The following is a 21411-nucleotide window of genomic DNA, read 5'->3' as shown; positions in this document are numbered from 1 at the left end:
GCCCGGGACAGCCAGTGAGCCCGGGACAGCCAGTGAGCCCGGGACAGCCAGTCAGCCCGGGACAGCCGGTGAGCCCGGGACAGCCAGTCAGCCCGGGACAGCCGGTGAGCCCGTGGGCACCGCCAGCCGGCCCGCCGCAGCCGGTGAGCCCGCCGCAGCCGGTGAGCCCGGCACAACCCGTGAGCCCGGCACATCCGATGAACCAGGGCCGGCCGGCGCCGGCTCAGGCTCAGGCTCCGGGTCCGGTGCCAGCGGGCCGGCCGGAAGCGGCGGATGCGACGACTGTCCTGCCCGTCGTGCCGCCGGCCGCAGCGATGCCGCCTAGCCGTACTCCGGCGGGCCCGCCACCAGGTCCGATGCCAGTGAGCGCCGCTCGGGTAAGCGGCCAACCGGCCAGCGGACAGCCGGTCAGCGGACAGCCGGTCGCCGACGACGCGACGACCACGATTCCGCGTATCCCGGCCGCCGACGCCACCACGGTCATTCCGCGCGTCGACGAGACGTCGCTGATCGGCAAGATCCCCGACGTGGTCCCGGCCGACGCCGACGACTCCGGCAAGCCGGCCCGCGACCGGGACGACTCCGGAGCGCCCATCCGCGCCGTACGCCGCAAGGACGTGTACGCCTCCGCGTACGCCGATTACACCCGGGTCACCGTCGGATCGGTGATCCGGACCACCCTGCGGACGACAGGTGAGCTGCTCATCACGTGTGGCCTCGTGCTGCTGCTCTTCGCGGCGTACGAGGTGTGGGGCAAGGCGGCGATCGTCGACTCCCACCAGAACGACCTCAATCAGCAGCTGGCTCAGGCCTGGGACACCCCGACCAGCTCGCCGAGTAGCAGCCCGGCCACGAATACGCTGGCCGCACCGCCAGGTGACGCGATCGCCCGGCTGTACATCCCGCGGCTCGACAAGCACTGGGTCGTCGTCCAGGGCGTCAGCCCGGCCGACATCCGGTACGCGCCCGGCCACTACCCGAAGAGCGCGATGCCGGGCCAGGACGGCAACTTCTCCATGGCCGGGCACAGGATGCGCTCGGTCTTCTGGGACTTGGACAAACTGCAGGTCGGCGACAAGATCGTCGTCGAGACCCGGACGACCTGGTACGTCTACGCGGTGGTGAAGACCCGGGTCGTCAAACCGACCCAGGTCGAGGTGGTCTCGCCGAATCCGCCCGAGGTCAAGGCGGCCGCCAAGGCGACCAACGACAAGGTGACGCCGGGGAATCCGACCGTGTCCCTGGACCGGTTCCTGACCCTGACCACCTGCAATCCCAAGTGGGACAATTACCAGCGGCTGATCATTCACGCCGCCCTGGTCGACGGATCCGAGCGGCCCCGGGCCGACGGCCCGCCCGCGGAACTGAAGGGCTGAGCAGATGTACGCGTGGATCTGGCGACACCTGCCAGGACCGCTCTGGGTCCGGCTCTCGACGTGCGTGGCCGCCGTCGCCGGACTGTGCGCCCTGATGTGGTTCTTCGCGTTCCCCTGGGCCGAGCCGTTGCTGCCCTTCGACGACGTCCAGGTCGGCGAGATCGTCCCGGGGCAGGACGTGATCCCCTACGACACCGAGACCAACAACCCGGTGCCGACGCATTCCGCCGGTCCGTCGGCGACCGCGATTCCGTCTCCGAGCACGGTGGGGTGACCATGCGCGTTCTCGTGATCGACAACTACGACTCGTTCGTCTACAACCTGGTGCAGTACCTCGGCCAGTTGGGCGTCGAGTGCGACGTACGCCGCAACGACGAGATCAGCGTCGCCGAGGCGGCCCGGCTCGGCGCGGACGGCATCCTGCTCTCCCCCGGCCCCGGCGCCCCGGAGAGCGCGGGGATCTGCCTCGACGTTCTCCGCGAATGCGGTGGCGACGTGCCGATCTTCGGCGTATGCCTCGGTCATCAGGCGTTCGGCGCGGCCTTCGGGGCGACGGTGAACCGCGCGCCGGAGCTCCTGCACGGCAAGACCTCGCTCGTGACGCACTTGAACACGGGCGTACTCGAAGGGTTGCCGGAGCCGTTCACCGCGACGCGCTACCACTCGCTGGCGGTCGTGGAGTCCACGCTGCCGGACGAGATCGAGGTGACCGGATGGACGGTCGCTCCCGACGGCGGCCGTGGCGTCGTGATGGCCATGCGGCACCGGACGCTGCCGATCGAGGGAGTCCAGTTCCACCCCGAGTCCGTCCTCACCGAGGGCGGCCATCTCATGCTGGCGAACTGGCTCGCCGCCTGCGGTTTCCGAGACGCGCTGGAACCGGCGAAGGCGCTGGCCGCCGAGGTCGACGAGCGTCGCCTGGCCGCCTTCGCGGCCTGAGAAACGGCCCCTGGTCAGCCCGTCGTCGTCGGGGTCGGCGACGCGGTCTCCGTCGGGTTCGTCTGCTCGAGGTAGTCGACCCGGATCACGACCTTCGTGTTCTTGTCGACGACCGTGTCCTTCTTGATGCTCTGGCTGCTCACGAGGTCGGCCTTGCTCGGATCGGAGACCGCCTTGCCCTGGCTGATCTGGCAGGTGAGCCCGGCTTCCTTGAGCTTGGCGCAGGCGTCACTGTCCCGCATGCCGACGACGTCCGGCACGGCCACCCGGTTGGCCCTGGAGATCTGCACCGTCACCGTGGAGTTCTTCTCCACAGTCGTGCCCTTGCCGGGGCTGTAGGAGATCACCGAGTCCGCCGGCTTGTCGCTGTCGACCGGCTTGAACTCGGCCTTGAGACCGAACTGGGTCAGCAGCTGCTCCGCGCTCGTCTTGGTGAGCCCGTCCAGGTTCGGCACCTGGACCTGGCCCGGCCCGGTGCAGACGTGGAGCGTCACCGTCGAGTCCTTGTCGGCCTTCTGCCCGCCCTTCGGCGTCTGGTCCGCGACCTTGTCCTTGTCACAGGTGTCGCTGGTGATCGGTTCGCCCGGACTCGTCTTGAAGCCGAGCGTGGTCAGCTCGGACTGCGCTTCGGCGTACGTCTTGCCGATGACCGACGGCACGCCGACCCTGGTCGGCTGGTTGAGCAGCACGAGGCCGACGGTCACGGCGATCACGGCCAGAACGCCGAGGAACGATAGCAGCGCGATGAGCGCGCCCGAGGTCTTCTTGCGCTTGGACGTACCGACACGGGCGCCGTTGCGCGCCGCACCCGTGCGCGTCGTCGCGGCGTTCAGCGGCAGGGTCTCGTCCTCGCGCATCACGGGCGTCGCCAGCACCGGGCGCCCGTTCGCCGCGCGCAGCACGTCCGCACGCATCTCCGCGGCGGACTGGTAGCGGTTCGCGGGGTTCTTGGCCAGCGCCTTGAGGACGACCGCGTCGATATCCGGCGTCACGTCCCGGTTGGTGTTCGAGGGCGGCGGCGGGTCTTCTCGAACATGCTGGTACGCCACGGCGACGGGCGAGTCGCCGACGAACGGCGGATGCCCGCAGAGAAGTTCGAAGAGTACGCAGCCGGTGGCGTACACGTCGGATCGGGCGTCGACGGCTTCGCCGCGGGCCTGCTCCGGCGACAGGTACTGCGCGGTGCCGATGACCGCCGAGGTCTGCGTCATCGTCGTCGCGCCGCTTGCCAGCGCGCGGGCGATGCCGAAGTCCATCACCTTGACCTGGCCCTGCGGCGTCAGCATGACGTTGCCGGGCTTGATGTCGCGGTGGATGATGCCGTGCCGGTGGCTGAACTCGATGGCGGCGCAGATGTCGCCGGTGATCTCCAGCGCCCGGCGGGGCATCAGCCGCCCTTCGGCGGCGAGCACCTCCTTGAGCGTCCGGCCCGGCACGAACTCCATGACGATGTAGGGCAGGGCCTCGCCGGTCGGCGCGCGCTCCTCGCCGGTGTCGTAGACGGCCACGATCGCCGGGTGGTTCAGGGCGGCCGCGTTCTGCGCCTCCCGCCGGAAGCGCATCTGGAACGTGTTGTCCCGGGCGAGGTCGGTGCGGAGCATCTTGATCGCGACGTCCCGGCCGAGGCGCAGATCGCGCCCGCGGTGCACTTCCGCCATGCCGCCGTAGCCGAGCAGCTCGCCGACCTGGTACCTGCCACCCAGCAGCCGGGCCTGCGTCATCTCGTCCGTCGTCCTTCGCTCGTCGGCGCCAGGACCAGAGATCCTGCCGTGTCGGTCGCGATCGCCCTCACCGCGGTCGCGGCCGAAGTCTCGGCCAGGTTTGCTCGGGCCGAGTCAGCTTGCCAAATGTTTGCCTGTCTTGTCACGTTCGTGACGGTGGATGTGTGAGCCGTACCACTCGCCGTCGTGTTCCGGGTGACGGTGTACCCGATGAACGCGGCAATGGCCACGATGGCAGCCATAGCCAGAAAAACCAACAAAATCATCCAAAAGGTACGCCAGCCGCCGCTACTCGGGGCCTGAGGGGCAGCGTACCCCGGAGACGTGCGCGGACCGGTCGCGACACCGGTGGCACCCAACGGCGAGACAGGGGCCGGACCTGCCGGAACACTGACCCGAGCGGCCGGTCGCATCGGCTGGCCCGGCTGCCCCGGTACGCGTTGCGGCACGCCGGTGCCGACGCCGGTCCCGACCGGGCTGCCCGTCACGGGGCGAACCGGCGGACGGCCCGGCGACGACGGCGCGGGCGAATAGGGCACCGGCGACACGGGTGCGCTCGGCGAGGCCGCCCGGCCGGACTGTTCGCTGCTGAGGACGGCAGCTGCCTGGCGTGAAGCGGCCGCGAAGATCGCCGCGCTGGGCCACCGAGCCGACGGATCCTTCGCCATCGCGCGTTCGACGATCGCGCGTACGGCGGGCGGCACGTCCGGCGGCAACGCGGGCGGCGTCATCCGGACGTGCTTCATCGCGATCTCGATCGGGTTGTCCCCGTCGAACGGCCGCCGGCCCGACAGGCACTGGTACGCCACGACGCCGAGCGAGTAGATGTCGGACGCCGTCGTCGCCGTCTGCCCCGACGCCTGCTCCGGGGCCAGGTACGACGCCGTGCCGAGCACCGCGCCGGCCGCCGTCAACTGCGAGGCGACCGCGGAGCGGGCGATGCCGAAGTCGGTGAGCACGAGGGTGCCGTTCGCGCGTACCAGCAGATTGCCGGGTTTGACGTCGCGATGGACGATCCCCTTGAGGTGCGCGGCTTCCAGAGCCTCCGCGGCCTGCGCGATGAGCGCCATGGTGCGCGCGGGCGTGAGCCGCCCGACGCGCGCGAGAGTACGCGAGAGCGCGTCTCCCTCCACATACTCCATCACGAGATAGGCCACCTGCTGGTCGCTGCCGTAGTCATAGATGTCGACGACGCCAGGGTGGTTGATCGTTGCCATGGTGCGCGCCTCCAACCGGAAGCGCTCCGAGAACCCGGGCTCCTCGAGGAGCGCCGGGAGCAGGATCTTGATCGCGACGGTGCGTCCGAGTGTCTCGTCGGTCCCCCGCCAAACGTCGCCCATGCCGCCGGTGGCGATCCGCTCGTCGAGCCGGTATCGCCCACTCAGCAGCGTCCCTGGGGACACCATCACTTACCTCCCCGGTCGGCGATGACGGCCTTCATGACCTGTCCGCCGATGCGTGCGGCCTCGCCGCTACCCCCCGAACCGGCGTTCGCCAGCAGCACGGCCACTGCCACCAGGGGCTTGCCGTCCTTCATCGCGAAGCCGATGAACCAACCGTGGTCCTTCGCATTTTCGGCGTTCTGGGCCGTGCCGGTCTTACCGCCGACGACGTAGCCGTCGATCTGCGCCTTCTTGCCCGTGCCGTTCTCCACGACGCTGACCATCATCGCCTGCAGGCTCTGCGCAACGCCCTGGGTGCAGGCCGTCCGCAGCTGGCGCGGCGAGGCGATGTCATACGGCGTGAGGTCCGGGCCGAGCAACTGCTGGACGAGATACGGCCGCATCTGGACCCCGCCGTTGGCGACGGTCGCCGCCATGAGCGCCGCCTGCATCGGGGTGACCCGCACGTCGGCCTGGCCGATCGCCGTCTGGGCGATGATCGGCTGGTCCGGGCCGCCGCTGTCGGTGGTCAGCTTGCCCACCTGACTCGGGGCGACCAGCATCCCGTTGTCCTTGCCGAGCTGCCCGACGCGCAGGCTGTCGTCACCGAAGCCGAAGGAGTCGGCGGTGTCGGCGAGGGCCTGCGGTCCGAGCGCCACGCCCAACTGGGCGAAGCCGGTGTTGCACGACTCCGTCAGCGCCTCGATCAGGGTGACCTGCGCCTCCGGGCAGATCGAGGGCGCCGCGTTCTTGATCGCGTGCGTCGTGCCGGGTGCGGTGTAGGAGGAGCCCGCCGGGATCGAGGTGTTCATCGTGTAGCCGCGTTCGAGGGCGGCCGCCGAGTCGATCACCTTGAAGATGGAGCCGGGCGCGTACGTCTCCTTGACCGCGCGGTTCAGCAGCGGCTGGCTCGGGTCGGCGGCGAGCCTGTCGTACGCCGAGTTGGCCGCCTTGGTGTCATGGCTGACCAGCAGGTTCGGGTCGTAGCTCGGCGTGGAGACCATGGTGAGCACCGCGCCGGTGGTGGGGTCGAGGGCCACCACCGAGCCGACCTTGGCGTCGTTCGCGTTGTTGAGCAGCTCCTTGTACGCGGTCTGCTGCGCGCGCAGTGACAGCGTCGTCACGACGTTGCCGCCGGGCGTCTTCTCGTTCGACCAGAGGTCGCGCAGCCGGTCGGCGAACAGTTGGTCGCTCGTCCCGGCGAGGAACTCGTTCTCGATGTACTCGATGCCGGTCGCCTCGCCGTTGACCGGCTTGTAACCGATGACGTGGGCGAATTCGGCCTTGTACGGGTACTGCCGGAGGAACTTCAGGCTGTCGTCGGTGGTGATCGACTGCGCTCCGGGTTTGCCGCTGACCTGGATCACGCCGCGCTGCCGGTCGTACTCGGCGACCTGCACCCGGCCGTTGTACTGGCTGGTCCGATAGTCATTGGCCTTGTGCCACTGCACGAAGTTCAGGTTCGCGAACAGCAGGCCGAAGAGGACCATCGCGACCACTCCGACGCGGCGTAGTGGGGCGTTCACGGGTTCTCCTTCGGGCGGGACGGCGAGTCGATCATTTCCGTCTCAGCGTCGGCGTCGATGTCACCGGCCTCACCGCCGATGATCGGCTGCTCGGCCGTGCCGGGCAGCGGTGCGGGCACGGCAGGTGAGACGGACGGAGGGGCACTCGGGGTTCCCGGGCCTTGCGGGTATGTCGGCTGGTGCTGCTGGCCCGGCCCAGCGGGCGGCGCAGGTCGCAGCGCGCCGGCGGGCGCGGCGGCGGTGCCGACCGGCGCTCGGCCAGGCGCCGGCGTCGCCACCGGCGGCCGGATCATCCCGCCCGGCGCTCCCAGCGGCGCTCGGGCCGCGTCGGAGACCCGCAAGAGGATCGCTACGAGCAGCCAGTTCGCCATCAGCGAGGAGCCACCGGCGGACAGGAAGGGCGTGGTCTGGCCGGTGAGGGGGATCAGCCGGCTCACCCCGCCGACAATGACGAACACCTGCAAACCCAGGGTGAACGCCAGGCCACCGGCGAGTAGCTTGCCGAAGGAGTCGCGTACGCCGAGCGCCGACTTCAGACCGCGGACGACGATCAGCAGATAGAGGCACAGCAACGCGGTGAGCCCGATGAGCCCGATCTCCTCGCCCATCCCGGCGAAGACGAAGTCGTTGCGGACCTCCGGGACCTGGCTGGGCGACCCCGCGCCGGGACCGGTGCCGAACAAGCCACCAGTGCCCAGCCCGAGCAGCGACTGCACCAGCTGATAGCCCTCGTTGTAGGGCCGGTCCCCGCTGAACGGGTCGAGCCAGATGTTGGCCCGGTCGTAGAAGTTGGCGAACGGACCACCGATGACCTTGCCCAGGAAGTACGCGAGGAAGGCGCCGCCGAAGAACAGGATCAGACCGATGAGCAGCCAGCTGACCCGTTCGGTCGCGATGTAGAGCATCACGATGAACAGGCCGAAGTAGAGCAGCGCGGTGCCGAGGTCCTTCTCGAAGACGAGGACGACCAGGCTGAGCACCCAGACCGCGAGGATCGGGCCCAGGTCGCGGCCCCGGGGGAAGTCGATCCCGAGCACCCGCTTGCTGGCGAGCGCCAGGACCTCTCGCTTGCGCACCAGGTAGTACGCGAAGAAGGAGGCGAGCATCAGCTTGGCGAACTCACCGGGCTGGATGGAGAACGAGCCCAGCTTGATCCACAGTTTGGCCCCGTTGACCTCGGAGAACCGCCTCGGCAGGATGGCCGGAAGCATCATCAGGATGATGCCGACGAAGCCGAGCGTCCAGGCGTACCGGGAGATCGTCCGGTGGTCGGTGAGGAACCACAGCAGCGCCGCCGCCATGGCGACCGCGATGGCCGTCCAGAGCAGCTGCCGGCCACCCTCGCCGGCGAAGATCGACAAGTCGGCCCGCTCGCCCGTCTTCGCCCGGCCGAGGTCCAGCCGGCGCAGGAAGACCACGCCGAGGCCGTTGAGGGTCGCCACCACAGGCAGGATCACCGGATCGGCGTACGGCGCCCGCACCCGGATGACGACGTGCATCGCGGCGTAGATCACGCCCAGGATGCCCGCCGGCACCCAGAAGTCCGGCGTGATCGTGTCGAGGAGGTTCGCCTCGGCCGCGGCCAGATAACCGACCACGACGATCATGCCGAGGACCAGGAGGATCAGCTCGGTGCGGCGGGCCCGGCGCGCACGCTTCCCCGCCGCCGGGGGCGCGGCGACGGGCGGGGAGACGGCGGCAGCGGTCACAGCATCCTCACGGTGGGAGTTTCTACGAGCGGCAGGGGGCCGGACTCAGCGCGCCGTCGTTCGAAGAGGGGGAAGTGGTGGCCGCCGCAGTGGTGGTCGCACCGGTGGTCGGCACGGCAGACGCGGTCGCCGAGGCGGTGGCGGACGGCGTACAACTCGGCAGCAGGTTGGGGTTCGTCGGGCTGTCGCTGGTCAGACCGACCAGGATCTGCTGGGCCTCGGTCTCGGTCGCGGCGGCGATGCCCTTGCGTACGCGGTCCTGTGCGACCTGGGTCAGCGCGTCGACCTTGACCTGGCTCTCGGTGTCGACCTCGGACAGGCTCAGCCCCGCGATCGACCCTGGTACGCCCTTGAAGACGGCCACATAGCCGTCCTCGGTGACGCCGACGTAGAACTGCGACTGGGTGTAGTGCCACCCCGCGTACAGCAGCCCGCCGAGGACGCCGACCAGTACCACCAGGATCCCGACGGTCAGCCAGGGACGCCGGCGGGGCCGGTTCTCCTCGTCGGAGGAGTTCTGCGCCTCCGCCGGGGCCGCCGGACGGGGCGCCGCGTTGGCGGCGGTCAGCGAGGCCGCCCGAGCGGCCGGGGTCGACTCGCCGCCCGAGCTCTCGTTTCCACGGTCCCGGGCCGCCGCACCGCCGACCACCGGCACGTCCTCGACGATGTCCTCGTCGTGGGCGTCGGCGACGATCACGGTGATGTTGTCGGGGCCGCCGCCGCGCAGCGCGAGCGCGATGAGCCGGTCGACGCACTGGGACGGGTCGACGTACTCGCGCATGGTCTCGCCGATGGTCTCCGCGCTGACCACGCCGGACAGTCCGTCCGAACAGATCAGGTAGCGGTCGCCCGGCAGGACCTGCCGCACCGAGTACTCCGGCTCGACGTCCCGGCCGTCCATGGCCCGGGTCAGCAGGGAGCGCTGCGGATGGCTGCTGGCCTCCTCGGCGGAGATGCGGCCCTCGTCGACCAGCATCTGCACGTAGGTGTCGTCCTTGGTGATCTGCGCGAACTCGTTGTCGCGCAACAAGTACGCCCGCGAGTCGCCGATGTGGACGAGGCCGATCTTGGTACCGGTGAAGAGCATCGCGGTGAGCGTCGTGCCCATCCCCTCCAGGTGGGGATTGGCGTCGACCGTGTCGCGAAGCTGCTGATTGGCGGCTTCGACGGCGCCGCGGAGGGCGTCGACCAGGGCATCGCCCGGGACGTCCTCGTCGAGCGGGGCCATCGCTCCGATGACGATGTTGCTCGCGACGTCACCGGCGGCCATGCCGCCCATGCCGTCGGCGACGGCGAGCAGCCGCGGCCCGGCGTAGACGGAATCCTGGTTGCCGTCTCGGATCAGGCCGCGGTCACTGCGGGCCGCGTAGCGCAGGGTGAGGGTCATGGTCGCAACTCGAGGGCAGTGCGGCCGATCCGGATCGGCACGCCAAGGGGTACGGGGGTAGGACCGGTCACCTTGTTCCGGTCCAGGTAAGTGCCGTTTGTCGAGCCTAGATCTTCGATGAACCACTGACCGTTCCGCGGAACCAGCCGGGCGTGCCGGGCGGAGGCGTAGTCGTCGGTGATGACGAGCGTGGAATCTTCGGCCCGTCCGATCGTGATCTGCGACTCGCCCAGCGTGAGGCGGGTGCCCGCGAGGGCGCCCGCCGTCACCACCAACTGATGCGCGGCCCGGCCCTTTTTGACCTTGGCCGGTCGGGACGGTCCCGCCGCCGCCGCGCCCACCCCGCGGGGCGCAGCGACGAGCCGGGACGCGCGCGCCCCGGCGAAGAGATCCCGGCGGATGACGCCCACCACCGTGAACACGAAGATCCACAGCAGGATGAGGAAGCCGAACCGGGCGGCGGCGAGAACGAATTCCGGCACGGCCGCTAGCCGTCCACGCGGAAGGTCAGCGTGGTCGTGCCGATTTGAACCATGTCACCCGGGTTGAGAGCCACGGCCGAGATGCGCTGGCCGTTGACCATCGTGCCGTTCGTGGACCCGAGGTCGGTCAGGACGACCTGACCGCCGTCGTAGTCGATCCGGGCGTGCCGGCGCGAGATCCCGACGTCGGGCAGGCGCAGGTTCGCCTGATCGCCCCGGCCGATCACGGTCGAGCCGATCGCGACCGGGTAGGTCCGGCCGTCCGCCGAGACCAGCCGCACGTTCCGCGCCCCGGCCGGCGGTTGGCCGTAGCCACCCTGGTCGTAGCCACCCTGGTCGTAGCCCTGGTACGCCGGCGGCGGCGCCTCGTAGGCGGGTTCGGCGTAGCCGCCACCCGGCTCGGCGCCGGTGAAGACTTCCGCGGTCACCCGGAACATTCCGGTGTCGAGCCCGTCGCCGCGCTCGATCTCCACGATCACGTCGCCGTAGACGGTCCAGGCCTGTTCTCCGATGAACTCGGCCTGCGACTGCGCCAGCTCTTGCGCCAGGGCAGCCGCGTACGGCGCCAGGCGGCTGTGATCGTAAGGCGAGAGATCGATCACATAGCGATTGGGCACCAGCGTGCGGCCGCCCGCAAGGATCGCCTTGTGGGCTTCGGCCTCCCGCTGCATGGCGTTCAGGATCTCCACGGGATGGACGACACCCTTGAACACCTTCGCGAAGGCGCCCTCCACCAGGCCTTCCAGCCTCTTCTCAAAGCGTTGCAGCACGCTCACCGGTCCTCCTCGGGTTCCGAGGACATGATGCTATCCGCCCGCCACCCATCACGTCTGCGCCCCAATCCACCCTGCCTCACCGACCGGCCGATTCGGCCGCCCGAGATCGTCGTGCTAATCTTCTTCCCGCGCCGCTACCAGGCCCAAACGGTGAATTCTCGCCGTTGGCTCTGCCTTTGGAAACAACCTGGTTGGCGGTGACAGCATGCATAGCGTAAGCTGTGCCGGCTGTTCACTTCCGGGGAAGTGGCGGAATGGCAGACGCGCACGGTTCAGGTCCGTGTGCCCGAAAGGGCGTGAGGGTTCAACTCCCTCCTTCCCCACCGCTACAGTAAGGGCGTCGAGCTGCGGCTCGGCGCCCTTACTGTATGCCAGGACGCCGGGTCGGCAACCCGACAGCTGTACCTCCTCCGGGACTTCGTCGATGAATCCCGGCCGGTTGCCCGCACCTGCTCCGCGGCTATGCTGTCCGGTGTCCCCGTGCCCCGAAGACGCAGGCCAGGAGTATTAACGGTGAGTGTTGCGCTGGTTACCGGCTCGGCCGGATTGATCGGGTCCGAGGCCGCCCGCCACTTCGCCCAGCTGGGACTGCAGGTCGTCGGCATCGACAACGACATGCGGAAGTACTTCTTCGGCGACGACGGCTCGACCGCCTGGAGCCTGGTCCGGCTGACCAGCGAGCTCGGCGACTCGTACACCCACTATGACGTGGACATCCGCGACCGCGAGCTGCTCGCCAAGATCTTCGAGCGCTACGGCAGCGACATCTCCCTCGTCATCCACACCGCGGCGCAGCCGTCCCACGACTGGGCGGCCAAGGAGCCGTTCACCGACTTCGACGTCAACGCGGTGGGCACCCTCAACGTGCTGGAGTTCACCCGGCAGCACTGCCCCGAGGCCGCCTTCATCTTCTGTTCGACCAACAAGGTCTACGGCGACACGCCCAACCGGCTTCCCCTGGTCGAGTTGGACACCCGCTGGGAGCTCGATCCGGCCCACCCGTTCTACGCCGAGGGCATCCCCGAGGAGATGTCGATCGACGGCAGCCTCCACTCCATCTTCGGCGTGTCGAAGGTGGCGGCCGACGTCGCGGTGCAGGAATACGGCCGGTACTTCGGGATGAGGACCGCCTGCTTCCGCGGCGGCACGCTGACCGGACCGGCGCACTCCGCCGCCGAGCTGCACGGGTTCCTGGCGTACCTGATGCGGTGTGTCATGGAAGGCCGGACCTACAACCTCTACGGGTACAAGGGCAAGATGGTCCGCGACGCGATCCACTCGCACGACGTGCTCACCGCGTTCGAGGCCTTCTACCGGGCGCCGCGCAGCGGTGAGGTCTACAACCTCGGCGGCGGCCGGTTCTCGAACACCTCGCACATCGAGGCGTTCCAGATCGCCCAGGAGATCACCGGTCACGAGGCCGAGATCAACTACGTGGAGCAGGCGCGCATCGGCGACCACCAGTGGTACGTCAGCGACATGTCCCGCTTCAGCAGCCACTACCCGGACTGGCGGATGACCTACGACGTCCCCGCGATCCTCCGCGAGATCTACGAGGCCAACGCCGACAAGTGGACCCGTTCGTGACACCGGCGGCGACCACGGACCTGCGCAAGCGCAGCGTCCTCGGCATCCTCGTCGACGCGACCGACTACGCCGAGGCCACCGACCGCATCATCGCCGCCGCCGAACAGGGCCGGCCGATGGCGGTCACGGCGCTGGCGGTCCACGGCGTCATGGAAGGGGTCCACGACCCCGCCCTCGGCGCCCGGCTCAACAGCTTCGACCTGGTGACGCCGGACGGGCAGCCGGTCCGGTGGGCGCTCAACCTGCTGCACGGCGCCGGGCTGAGCGATCGCGTCTACGGTCCCACGCTCACGCTGCGCGTGCTGGAACGGGCCGCCGCCGCCGGGCTGCCCGTCTACCTGTACGGCTCGACTCAGCCGACGCTCGACCGGCTGGTGCCGGCCCTCCAGCAGATGTTCCCCGCGCTCAAATTCGCCGGGATCGAGGCCTCGAAGTTCCGGGCCGTCGAGCCGGGCGAGGCGGAGCAGATCGGCGGGCGCATCACTGCGTCTGGCGCGCGGATCGTGCTGGTCGGACTGGGTTGCCCCCGGCAGGAGAACTTCGCCCACGCGTTGCGGCCGCACCTCGCGATGCCGCTGCTCGCCGTCGGCGCGGCTTTCGACTATCACGCCGGCGGGCTGCGTAAGCCGCCGCCGTGGATGCAGCGCAACGGCCTGGAATGGCTGTGGCGCCTGGGCCTGGAGCCGAAGCGCCTGTGGCGTCGCTACCTGCTGCTCAACCCCGAGTACCTGGCTCGGCTCGGCGCTCAGCGGATCGGCCTGTGGAAGGCCACCCCGCCGACGCCGACGGAGCAGCCCGTTCCGACTTTCCCGGTCTAGCGCCGATCCGGGCGGCTAGGCCCGGACGTAGAGCAGTTCGAGAATCGCCCGCGCGGCCTCGAACCACCGGTTGAGCCACTCCGGCGAGGGCGCGGCGCCCTTCGGCGGCAACTCCATGAGCAGCCCCCGCAGCAGCGGGTGGTCGGCCAGCCCGGTCTCCTCCAGCCAGGCTGGCGGCGGGTACACCGGCTCGTCGAGGCCCAGGCCGATCGGCGCGCCGCTGTCGAGCGGGCGGGCGTCGTCCACCTCCGGCATATCGTTCGCCGCCCATCGGCTGGGCGTCGGGGTCGGCTGCTCGGTTCCGTTCATCTGACTCGCCGGGAGCCCGGCCGGGCTGAGCTGGAAGCCCGGGAGCTGGCCCATCAGGCGTTCGGGCGTCGGCGCGGCGCCGGCGTTCTCTTGGCTGATCGTCACGGTCACACTCCTCGAGCCGGCGGGCGTACCCGCAAAAAACTGCTGGTCACGCGGCGGGTCGCCACTGATCGCGGACCCACTTTCTGATACAACGAGGCGGAATGGGCCAAGCGACGGTTTCCCCGCGCCTGTACGCACGGCCGTGCTCTTTTCACTGCCCTGCGGGAGTCGGCGTGGCTGATCCACGTAACACTTCGGCCCAGTGCCGGAACTGCGGCTGCGACGCCGATGCCACTTTGGACGTCCCCACCGGACACGTCGCCGTCCCGGCGGCGCGTACCGGGGAATCCGAATCGCTCCCGTCGCTCGCGCGTACGCGTCTCGAATTGGACGAGATGGGCGATGAGGAGGCCTGGCTCTGGCGACTCGTGGACGAGGCCGACCGAGTCTTCGCCGCCGCGCCCGAACCGCCGCCGGCCGATCGGCTCACCGAGGCGGAACGCCAGCTCGCCCTGGCCACGACGTTCGAGGAACGCATCCAGATGCAGATCCGCGCGGCGCAGACCGCGCTGGCCAGCCCGCTGTCCTGGCTGCGCCCGTCGCATCGGGCGGCGGTGGTACGCCAGCTCAAGCGGGATCGGGCCACCGCGGTGATCGCGGCCGTCCAGCGCCGGCGTGCTGCGGAGGTCCGTGATCGCCTGCGCTCAGCGACCGGCCGGCGGACCGCGTACCTCGCCGAGCATCACGTCACCCTGGCCGCTGGCCGGAACGCGCGGTCCGAACTGGTCAAGGTGATCGACGACCTCATCGAGGGGTACGCGAGCCTGACCGATCAACCGGTCTGGTTCCGATTCGGCATCGGTTCCCCCGCCACCACCCCGGATTGGCTGACGGCGGCTCGTCAGGCGGTCGCGAAACGACGCCGGTCGCAGCTGGACGAGATCATTCCGCGCGAACTCGCCTGACGGGACGACGCGCCGAATCAGCTTTGGCTGAGTAGCCAGAAGAGTAAAGCCGTCCGGCCGCCCGGCGTACCGGGCGATCGGACGGCTGGGCGCCGGGCGGGTCGCTTCAGCCGGTCGCGACCGCCGACGCGTGGCGCACTGCCGGACGGACCTGGGCTCCGGCGACCGTTCGATCCTGGAGGTTCGTGTGGCCACGGTGACCAGCGCCGAGCCCGGCGCCGGTGCCGGCCGGGTTCTGGCGGACCTGGCGCAATCCGTTGCCCTGCACGAAGATCGAGCGGCGCTCGACGGCGTCACCTGCGGCGTTGAGCTGGTAACCGTCGAGCCAGAGCCAGCCGTCGTAAGTCGGCCAGTCGTGCACCCGGATGACCCGGAAGAAGATCGCCGTCGCGAACTGCACGCTCGCGTCGCGGGTGACGTGAAGGATGTCGCCGGCCTTCGGTGTCACGTTGCCTCCCGGGAGTCGTTCGCCTCATCTGAGTCGTTAACGAAGTAACGGCACGGCGCCGAAACGGCATTGGCGTGACGATCACGCCGGACGTTACGTCGTGTTGATCACGATGAGTGCCCGATTTCCCACTCACTGTGCACCATCAGACAGATCAATGCAAGTTGCACGGAGGATATTGTCACTCGGCTGTGGATGACCGGATATCCGTCATGATCGGGTAGTCGGTTTGTCGGACCCTATGTGCGCGTTCGGACACTTGAAGTGCGGTTTCATAGCGGGCAGACTCCGGACAATGGGGAGGTTGTCCCTGTACAAGGGCGTACCGTACGCCGACTATGTACCCGTCGCGGAGGTGCGCCGTGACCATCGACCGTAAAAGCCCGACCGTCCGAAGGCGACGTTTGGGCGCTGAGCTGCGCAATCGTCGCGAGCGTGCCGGCTACTCGCTGGAGTATGTCGCCGAACAGCTGGAGTGCTCGCAGTCCAAGATCTCCCGCATCGAGACCGGCCACACGTCGGTCAACGTCCGCGATGTGCGGGACCTGCTCACGATCTACGGCGCGGGCGAGGCCGAGATCCAGGAGCTGATCGAACTCGCCCGGGAGGCCCGCCAGAAGGCTTGGTGGCACCCCTTCAGTCAAGTTCTCTCCAGTGCCTATGTGGGTCTGGAGGCTGAGGCCGTCCGCGTACGGACCTATGAACAGCAGCTCGTCCCGGGTCTCCTGCAGACGGAGGCGTACGCCCGAGCCACCATGGGCATCCTCCCGGGTCGAAGTGAGGAAGAAATCTCCTCCCGAGTGCGTGTCCGAATGCAGCGTCAGTCGTTGCTGGACCAGGAAGACTCCTTCCACCTTTGGGTTGTGCTCGATGAGGCCGCCGTGAGCCGGCCGGTCGGAGGCGACGAGGTCATGTCCGACCAGTTGCGGCACTTGGTCGTCGCCGCAAATCGACCGAACGTGACGCTTCAGCTCCTTCCGTTCGAAATCGGTTCACATGCGGGTATGGACGGGACATTCGCCATCCTCGACTTCCGCGAACCGGGTGACCGATCCGTGGTCTTCGCCGAGAATGCCACCGGGGGCCTCTTCATCGACAAACGCGACGAGCTGGAGAGGTACAAAAATCTCTTCGAGCACATCCATACGGCGGCGCTCGGACCGGAGCAGTCCGCCGAACGGATTCAGCAGCTAGTAGAGGAGCCACTGTGGAGATCGAGACAAAGGGGTTTCGCGTCGACCTGAGCAACGCGGTCTGGCGTAAGAGCACCCGTAGTAGTCCCAGCTGCGACAACTGTGTCGAGGTCGCGTTCGTCGGAGGCGCCGTCGCCGTGCGCGACTCCAAGAACCGTGACGCCGGCACCCTGGTCTTCACGCCGGGCGAATGGGATGCCTTCGTCGCCGGTACGAAGGACGGGGAGTTCGACCTCTAGGTCCAGCTGATCGAGACCCCGCGGGCACGACCGGCCCGCGGGGTCTTGTCATGCGTACGGCGATGGCACCGTCAGGCGATGAGCACCGTGGCGCGCCGCGACCGGATGACCTTCGTCGTCCGCCGGCCGCTCGCCGCGCACTCCGCCGCCGTCGAACCCTTCCCGCGTACGCAGGACGAGACGAGCAGGATCCGCGCCGCTCCCGAACCCAGGCGCATGTAGACCGGCAGTGCTTCGGCCACCACGACGTGGAACTGTCCGGGTGCGCTCTCGGCGAAGGTGAATCGGGAGATCACGCCGTCCCGGGTGTCGGCCGAGAAGCTCTGCGTACTGACCAGGTTCCCGTGCCCGTAGGCCACCCATTCGCCACCGATCTGCTCGAACGGCTGCACGACGTGAGCGTGATGGCCCAGGATCAGGTCGATGTCAGGCGAGGCGAGCAGCGTACGCGCGATCGAGGCTTGCTCGGCCGTGGCGGCGTGCTGGTATTCCGTGCCCCAGTGCAGCGAGACGATGACGATCTCGGCGCCCCGCTGCTTGGCCGTACGCGCGTCGGCGAGGATCGTGGCGGGCTTGATGAGGTTGGCCGCCCACTCCTTGCCCTTCGGCCGGGGGATCCCGTTGAACCCGAACGCGTAGGAGAGCTGCCCGACGCGTACGCCGGCGACGGTGAGCAGGGTCGTCGTCGCGCGCTCCTGCGGCGATCGGGCTGTTCCGGTGTGCGCCAGCCCAGCCGCGTCGAGGGCGTCGAGCGTACGCCGGATGCCGTCGAGCCCCGCGTCGAGGCTGTGGTTGGACGCCGTCGAGCAGCTGTCGAATCCGGTGTCCTTGAGCGCCGGGACGACCTGCGGCGGCACCTGGAAGACGGGGTACCCGGTGAACGGCCCGCCCGGCCGCCCGAGCGGCGTCTCCATGTGGCAGATGGCCAGGTCGGCTCCGGCGATGATGGGTTTGATCCCGGCGAACAGCGGCCGGAAGTCCATGCCCCGGCCGTGCCCGTCCACCCGGGCCTGCTGCCACAGTCCTTGGTGCAGCAGGACGTCGCCGGTGCCGACGACGGTGAACCGCCTGGGCTGCCAGTCCGGCGAAGTCGTCGACTGCGGTGCGGCCGCCGACGAGCGCGCCAACGTCGTGCGGACCGTCGGCTGCGGGGCGGCCGGCGCGGCCGTCGGCGCGGCCCGGCCGGACGAGGGGTGGGCCGCCGCCAGTGTGGAGAACAGCGACGCGACCGCGAGAACCGTCAACAGCACAACGGCTTCGTGCCGAAGGCGTGGCTTCATGTCCCCGAGATGCACACTGTGCACTATGGAGTTGCCGCGCCCCTGAGCCAACGTCCGATCGGTGCTACTCCACCGGCCAGGTGTGCACCGGAGCGTTCGATCTGGACAGTTCCGCGTACGCCGTGAGCATGTGCCGGAGGGCCGCCGGGCGGTCCATCCCCCGTCGTTCGGCGGCCCGGACGGTGTCGACCTGCCACGTCGCCCCGGTGCGCCCGCTGAGGCACCGCTGCTCGATGATGCCCAGCAGATGGTTGCTCACCGCTGCGTCGACGCCGAATCCGTCGAGTCCTTCGGCCGCGTTGGCGAGCATGACGTCCAGGAGGAGGTCGGTCGCGCGCACCTCGCCGACACCGGGCCAGAAGACCGGGGCCGCGATGCCTCGCCGGGCCGCGGCGTGGAAGTTGTCCTCGGCGGCGCTGAAGCTCAGCTGCGTCCAAATCGGACGATCCTGCTCAGCGTGGTAGCGGACCAGGCCGTAATACAGGGCGGCGTTCGCCATCATGTCGACGATCGTCGGTCCGGCCGGCATCACGCGGTTCTCGACCCGCAGGTGCGGCCGACCGTTCATGACGTCGTAGACCGGCCGGTTCCAGCGATAGATGGTGCCGTTGTGCAGGCGTAGTTCGCCGAGGTGCGGCACCCCGCCCGACCGCAGCACCTCCAGCGGGTCCTCGTCGTCGCAGATCGGCAGCAGCGGCGGGAAGTAGCGGACGTTCTCCTCGAAGAGGTCGAAGATCGAGGTGATCCAGCGTTCGCCGAACCACACCCGGGGGCGTACGCCCTGCGCCCGCAGCTCATCCGGCCGAGTGTCGGTGGCCTGCTTGAACAGCGCGATCCGGGTCTCGTGCCAGAGCTGATGGCCGAACAGGTACGGCGAGTTCGCCCCGGCCGCGAGTTGGAAGGCGACCACCGACTGAGCGGCGTTCCAATAGTTCGCGAACTTCTCCGGAGAGACCTGCAGGTGGAACTGAAGGCTGGTGCAGGCGGCTTCGGGGGCGATCGACTCGGTCTCGATCTTCAGGTGGTCCACGCCCCGGATGTCGAGGCTGATGTGCTCGCCCCGGGCGTTGAGGATCTGCTCGTTGAGCACCCGGTAGCGGGGATTGGTCGAGAGGTTGTCCAGGATCGCGTGCTCGACGGTCAGCGTCGGCAGAATGCCGATCAGCACCAGATTGGCGTCGTGCTCGGCCGCCTTGGCGTCGGTACGCGCCAGGGTCTCCAGGAGCCGCTTCTCGTACATCGCCAGCCCGTCCCCGCCGATGAGCTGCGGCGGAACGTTCAGTTCGAGGTTGAACTGGCCGAGCTCGGGTTGGAACGTGGGGTCTTCCAGATCTTCGAGGATGCCGAGGTTGCGCATGGCCGGCTCGTGCTCGCCGTCGACGAGGTTGATCTCGATTTCGAGACCTGTCGTCGGCGCGTCGGCGTCGAACGCGAAGTCGTCCAGCATCAGGGCGAAGGTGTCCAGACATCGCCTGACCTTCTGCCGGTACCGCATTCGGTCCGCGCTGGTGAACGTCCCCTCCGAGACGTCCTTGCCCATATGCCCTCCCCGGTTCTCGGTCTGCTGCTGTGGGTAACCGAGTCGTTGCAATGAGCTTCCAGCCTAAGGGGTTCCTTCCAGGGTGGTATCGGGCGCTAGGACCATTGCCAGAATTCGCCGCGCTTTTGACAGGCAGAATTGGCGGCAGAACCCGCTGTCACAGCGACTGGACCCTGTTATATACCAACAAAATGGACAGAACGCCGAGCGCCGCGTTGGTAGCGTTTGGCGCAGATCAGGTCGCACGGGGGCGGCCCACTTTGGGGGGGTCGGCATGACGGTTGCTCGTCGGACACCAGGGCGACCGGCGTAGCGATCTCATGCCGTGGCATTTGGCGCGAGCGGGGGAACGGGACACGTTCGGGGGCCCTGCTCGCGCCAAATACCCAGGCTCTCCCGGCTAGGGCTTCTTCTTGTCGTCGGGCTTCTTCTCATCCGGCTTCGTGCCGTTCTCCGGCTTCGACTTCTCGGGCGGCTCCGGCTCGGCCGGACGCTCCACTACGGCGGCGCGGCCCATCGCCGGCCGAGGACGACGTCGATTCCGCGGCGCTGGAATGACCACCGCCTTCGGTTCCGTCGAGGGCTTCGCCTCGACCTCGGCGGATTCCTCGACACTCGCCTCCGACTTCGCCTTCGGCGTATAGATCTGCCCGGTCGCGGGTTCGACGACAGCCGCCGCTGGAGCGGCCGGATCCGCCGCGACTGTCACAGCAGCCGACCGGGTCGCGGTCAGCACGGCGGCCAGCACCGAGCCGGCCAGGCCGGCGATGACGGCGTACGGCGCGATCAGCAGCGCTGAGACCTGCTCGGCCGGCGCACCCGCCAACCGCGGCGCGGCGAGCACCGACGCCGCGGCCAGCAGCACCGGCCCGACGACGCCCGACAGCGCCACCGACGCCCGCGCGTCACCTCGGCGACCGGCCGGCCACGCGGCCAGCAACCCGAGCAGGAAGGTGGACCCGAGGGTGAGCACCGCTCCGGGCAGGTAGATGGACTGCCACCAGCCGCTGCCGGGCAGGTCCAGGGCCACCGCCTCGACGTCGCTCACCGAGTCGACCTGCGTGAACCGCCAGACGCCCAGCTGCGTCGGGGCTAGCCCCCGGCCGCCCGCGACGGCGTCGACCACCGCGAGCACCGCGACCAGCCACCACCAGGACGCGGTCGCCACCAGGTTCGCCGCCGCCGCTCGGGCCGACAGCACCACGGCCGCGAGCACCAAGCCGATCAGCACGCCCACGGTCGCGTACCAGCCGACGATCCAGGCCGGCGCGAACGTCACGCTGGTCGAGACCTCCCGCGCGGGCAGCGCGGTCAACGGCACGACGGCCAGCCCGCCGAGCGTCGCCGCGCAGGCCACCGACGCCCGCCACAGGCCGCGGGCCCACGATGCGGAGTCCACAGTGGTGGTACGCCGGGCGGTGACGAGCGCGGCCAACGCGACCGACAGCGCGGCGACCCAGACGGTCCAGGCGAGCGCGGCAGCCCAGCCCGCGGTGTCACCCAGCCAGCCGATGATTCCCAAGCCGTAGCCGACACCGAGCTGCGCGGCGCCGATTCCGACGGCCAGTCCGGCCGCGACGGCGACCGATCCGGTCCAGCCTCGTGCGGACATCGTCTCGTCCTCCCGCGAGGTATCCAGTGGTGGGCAGACTATCGCTGACTCGGTGACGCCGCGACATGTGTCAAGTT

The 21411-nt window shown here is 69.2% G+C and carries 19 protein-coding genes, 1 tRNA gene and 1 pseudogene; 9 read left to right on the top strand and 12 right to left on the bottom strand.

Annotated elements, in window-relative coordinates; translation table 11 throughout:
* Positions 1-356: 356 nt before the first annotated feature.
* Genes HDA40_RS23140 through HDA40_RS23130 form a run of 3 tightly spaced genes read left to right on the top strand, consistent with a single transcriptional unit; the run spans position 357 to position 2315 of the window.
* Positions 357-1376 carry a class E sortase gene (locus tag HDA40_RS23140; protein WP_253759294.1) on the top strand — a complete coding sequence of 340 codons (1020 nt, stop codon included), beginning with the start codon at positions 357-359 and terminating at the stop codon, positions 1374-1376.
* A 4-nt stretch (positions 1377-1380) separates the two neighbouring features.
* The gene (locus HDA40_RS23135) at positions 1381-1650 is read left to right on the top strand and encodes a hypothetical protein (RefSeq protein WP_253759292.1); all 270 of its coding nucleotides are present in this window, start codon (positions 1381-1383) and stop codon (positions 1648-1650) included.
* A gap of 2 nt (positions 1651-1652) precedes the next feature.
* Positions 1653-2315 (top strand): aminodeoxychorismate/anthranilate synthase component II, encoded by a 663-nt coding sequence (locus HDA40_RS23130; RefSeq protein ID WP_253759290.1) that lies wholly within the window; start codon positions 1653-1655, stop codon positions 2313-2315.
* Positions 2316-2329: 14 nt separating this feature from the next.
* Here the strand turns inward: HDA40_RS23130 and pknB are convergent, their stop codons facing one another.
* The 7 genes and pseudogenes from pknB to HDA40_RS23095 all read right to left on the bottom strand — a co-directional run bounded on the left by pknB (position 2330) and on the right by HDA40_RS23095 (position 11298).
* Positions 2330-4036, bottom strand: a complete 1707-nt coding sequence (pknB, locus tag HDA40_RS23125; protein WP_253759287.1) for a Stk1 family PASTA domain-containing Ser/Thr kinase — start codon at positions 4034-4036, stop codon at positions 2330-2332.
* Entirely contained in the window at positions 4033-5442 is a 1410-nt protein-coding gene (locus HDA40_RS23120) for a serine/threonine-protein kinase (RefSeq protein ID WP_253759285.1), read from the bottom strand. The genes pknB and HDA40_RS23120 overlap by 4 nt, the downstream gene beginning before the upstream one ends.
* Positions 5442-6944, bottom strand: coding sequence for a peptidoglycan D,D-transpeptidase FtsI family protein (locus HDA40_RS23115; RefSeq protein WP_253759283.1), 1503 nt, complete (start codon positions 6942-6944; stop codon positions 5442-5444). Before HDA40_RS23115 ends, HDA40_RS23120 begins: the two co-directional genes overlap by 1 nt.
* Positions 6945-7153: 209 nt before the next feature.
* Positions 7154-8653: pseudogene (locus HDA40_RS23110) on the bottom strand (FtsW/RodA/SpoVE family cell cycle protein); the annotation flags it as partial.
* Between the two features lie 22 nt (positions 8654-8675).
* On the bottom strand, positions 8676-10040 hold the full coding sequence (locus HDA40_RS23105; protein WP_253759281.1) for a PP2C family protein-serine/threonine phosphatase: 1365 nt from the start codon (positions 10038-10040) through the stop codon (positions 8676-8678).
* Positions 10037-10522, bottom strand: a complete 486-nt coding sequence (locus HDA40_RS23100; RefSeq protein ID WP_253759279.1) for an FHA domain-containing protein FhaB/FipA — start codon at positions 10520-10522, stop codon at positions 10037-10039. Before HDA40_RS23100 ends, HDA40_RS23105 begins: the two co-directional genes overlap by 4 nt.
* A gap of 5 nt (positions 10523-10527) precedes the next feature.
* Complete coding sequence (locus tag HDA40_RS23095; protein WP_308197748.1) at positions 10528-11298, bottom strand: FHA domain-containing protein; 771 nt, start codon at positions 11296-11298, stop codon at positions 10528-10530.
* A 240-nt stretch (positions 11299-11538) separates the two neighbouring features.
* On the opposite strand from HDA40_RS23095, the gene HDA40_RS23090 reads away from it, so the two are divergent.
* From HDA40_RS23090 to HDA40_RS23080, 3 genes are all read left to right on the top strand, one after another.
* Positions 11539-11621 (top strand) — tRNA-Leu (locus HDA40_RS23090).
* A gap of 139 nt (positions 11622-11760) precedes the next feature.
* The gene (locus tag HDA40_RS23085; RefSeq protein WP_372502922.1) at positions 11761-12885 is read left to right on the top strand and encodes an NAD-dependent epimerase/dehydratase family protein; all 1125 of its coding nucleotides are present in this window, start codon (positions 11761-11763) and stop codon (positions 12883-12885) included.
* Entirely contained in the window at positions 12870-13703 is an 834-nt protein-coding gene (locus tag HDA40_RS23080) for a WecB/TagA/CpsF family glycosyltransferase (RefSeq protein WP_253759275.1), read from the top strand. Before HDA40_RS23085 ends, HDA40_RS23080 begins: the two co-directional genes overlap by 16 nt.
* A gap of 15 nt (positions 13704-13718) precedes the next feature.
* On the opposite strand, the gene HDA40_RS23075 is transcribed toward HDA40_RS23080, so the two are convergent.
* Positions 13719-14117, bottom strand: coding sequence for a hypothetical protein (locus tag HDA40_RS23075; protein WP_253763969.1), 399 nt, complete (start codon positions 14115-14117; stop codon positions 13719-13721).
* Between the two features lie 173 nt (positions 14118-14290).
* Between HDA40_RS23075 and HDA40_RS23070 the strand changes: the two genes are divergently transcribed.
* Positions 14291-15022 (top strand): hypothetical protein, encoded by a 732-nt coding sequence (locus HDA40_RS23070; RefSeq protein WP_253759273.1) that lies wholly within the window; start codon positions 14291-14293, stop codon positions 15020-15022.
* A gap of 106 nt (positions 15023-15128) precedes the next feature.
* On the opposite strand, the gene HDA40_RS23065 is transcribed toward HDA40_RS23070, so the two are convergent.
* Positions 15129-15470 (bottom strand): hypothetical protein, encoded by a 342-nt coding sequence (locus HDA40_RS23065; protein ID WP_253759271.1) that lies wholly within the window; start codon positions 15468-15470, stop codon positions 15129-15131.
* Positions 15471-15838: 368 nt separating this feature from the next.
* Here HDA40_RS23065 and HDA40_RS23060 point away from each other — a divergent pair, with 368 nt between their 5' ends.
* Both HDA40_RS23060 and HDA40_RS23055 read left to right on the top strand, forming a co-directional pair.
* Entirely contained in the window at positions 15839-16714 is an 876-nt protein-coding gene (locus tag HDA40_RS23060) for a helix-turn-helix domain-containing protein (protein ID WP_253763751.1), read from the top strand.
* Positions 16678-16902 carry a DUF397 domain-containing protein gene (locus tag HDA40_RS23055; protein WP_372502921.1) on the top strand — a complete coding sequence of 75 codons (225 nt, stop codon included), beginning with the start codon at positions 16678-16680 and terminating at the stop codon, positions 16900-16902. Before HDA40_RS23060 ends, HDA40_RS23055 begins: the two co-directional genes overlap by 37 nt.
* 71 nt (positions 16903-16973) lie before the next feature.
* On the opposite strand, the gene HDA40_RS23050 is transcribed toward HDA40_RS23055, so the two are convergent.
* The 3 genes from HDA40_RS23050 to HDA40_RS23040 form a co-directional block, all read right to left on the bottom strand.
* Positions 16974-18182, bottom strand: coding sequence for a CapA family protein (locus tag HDA40_RS23050; protein WP_253759269.1), 1209 nt, complete (start codon positions 18180-18182; stop codon positions 16974-16976).
* Between the two features lie 64 nt (positions 18183-18246).
* Positions 18247-19722: a glutamate-cysteine ligase family protein gene (locus HDA40_RS23045; protein WP_253759267.1), complete on the bottom strand. Its 1476-nt coding sequence runs from the start codon at positions 19720-19722 to the stop codon at positions 18247-18249.
* A gap of 400 nt (positions 19723-20122) precedes the next feature.
* Positions 20123-21334, bottom strand: a complete 1212-nt coding sequence (locus HDA40_RS23040; protein WP_253759265.1) for a hypothetical protein — start codon at positions 21332-21334, stop codon at positions 20123-20125.
* Positions 21335-21411 lie beyond the last annotated feature (77 nt).

The organism is Hamadaea flava, from assembly GCF_024172085.1.
Lineage (GTDB): Bacteria > Actinomycetota > Actinomycetes > Mycobacteriales > Micromonosporaceae > Hamadaea > Hamadaea flava.
This window is presented reverse-complemented; position numbering and strand designations above follow the sequence as displayed.

Bases quoted from the DNA above. Each gene is read 5' to 3' on its own strand.
- HDA40_RS23140 (WP_253759294.1), top strand. From the start codon at position 357: ATGCCAGTGAGCGCCGCTCGGGTAAGCGGCCAACCGGCCAGCGGACAG.
- HDA40_RS23135 (WP_253759292.1), top strand. From the start codon at position 1,381: ATGTACGCGTGGATCTGGCGACACCTGCCAGGACCGCTCTGGGTCCGG.
- HDA40_RS23130 (WP_253759290.1), top strand. From the start codon at position 1,653: ATGCGCGTTCTCGTGATCGACAACTACGACTCGTTCGTCTACAACCTG.
- pknB (WP_253759287.1), bottom strand. From the start codon at position 4,036: ATGACGCAGGCCCGGCTGCTGGGTGGCAGGTACCAGGTCGGCGAGCTG.
- HDA40_RS23120 (WP_253759285.1), bottom strand. From the start codon at position 5,442: ATGGTGTCCCCAGGGACGCTGCTGAGTGGGCGATACCGGCTCGACGAG.
- HDA40_RS23105 (WP_253759281.1), bottom strand. From the start codon at position 10,040: ATGACCCTCACCCTGCGCTACGCGGCCCGCAGTGACCGCGGCCTGATC.
- HDA40_RS23085 (WP_372502922.1), top strand. From the start codon at position 11,761: ATGCTGTCCGGTGTCCCCGTGCCCCGAAGACGCAGGCCAGGAGTATTA.
- HDA40_RS23050 (WP_253759269.1), bottom strand. From the start codon at position 18,182: ATGAAGCCACGCCTTCGGCACGAAGCCGTTGTGCTGTTGACGGTTCTC.
- HDA40_RS23045 (WP_253759267.1), bottom strand. From the start codon at position 19,722: ATGGGCAAGGACGTCTCGGAGGGGACGTTCACCAGCGCGGACCGAATG.
- HDA40_RS23040 (WP_253759265.1), bottom strand. From the start codon at position 21,334: ATGTCCGCACGAGGCTGGACCGGATCGGTCGCCGTCGCGGCCGGACTG.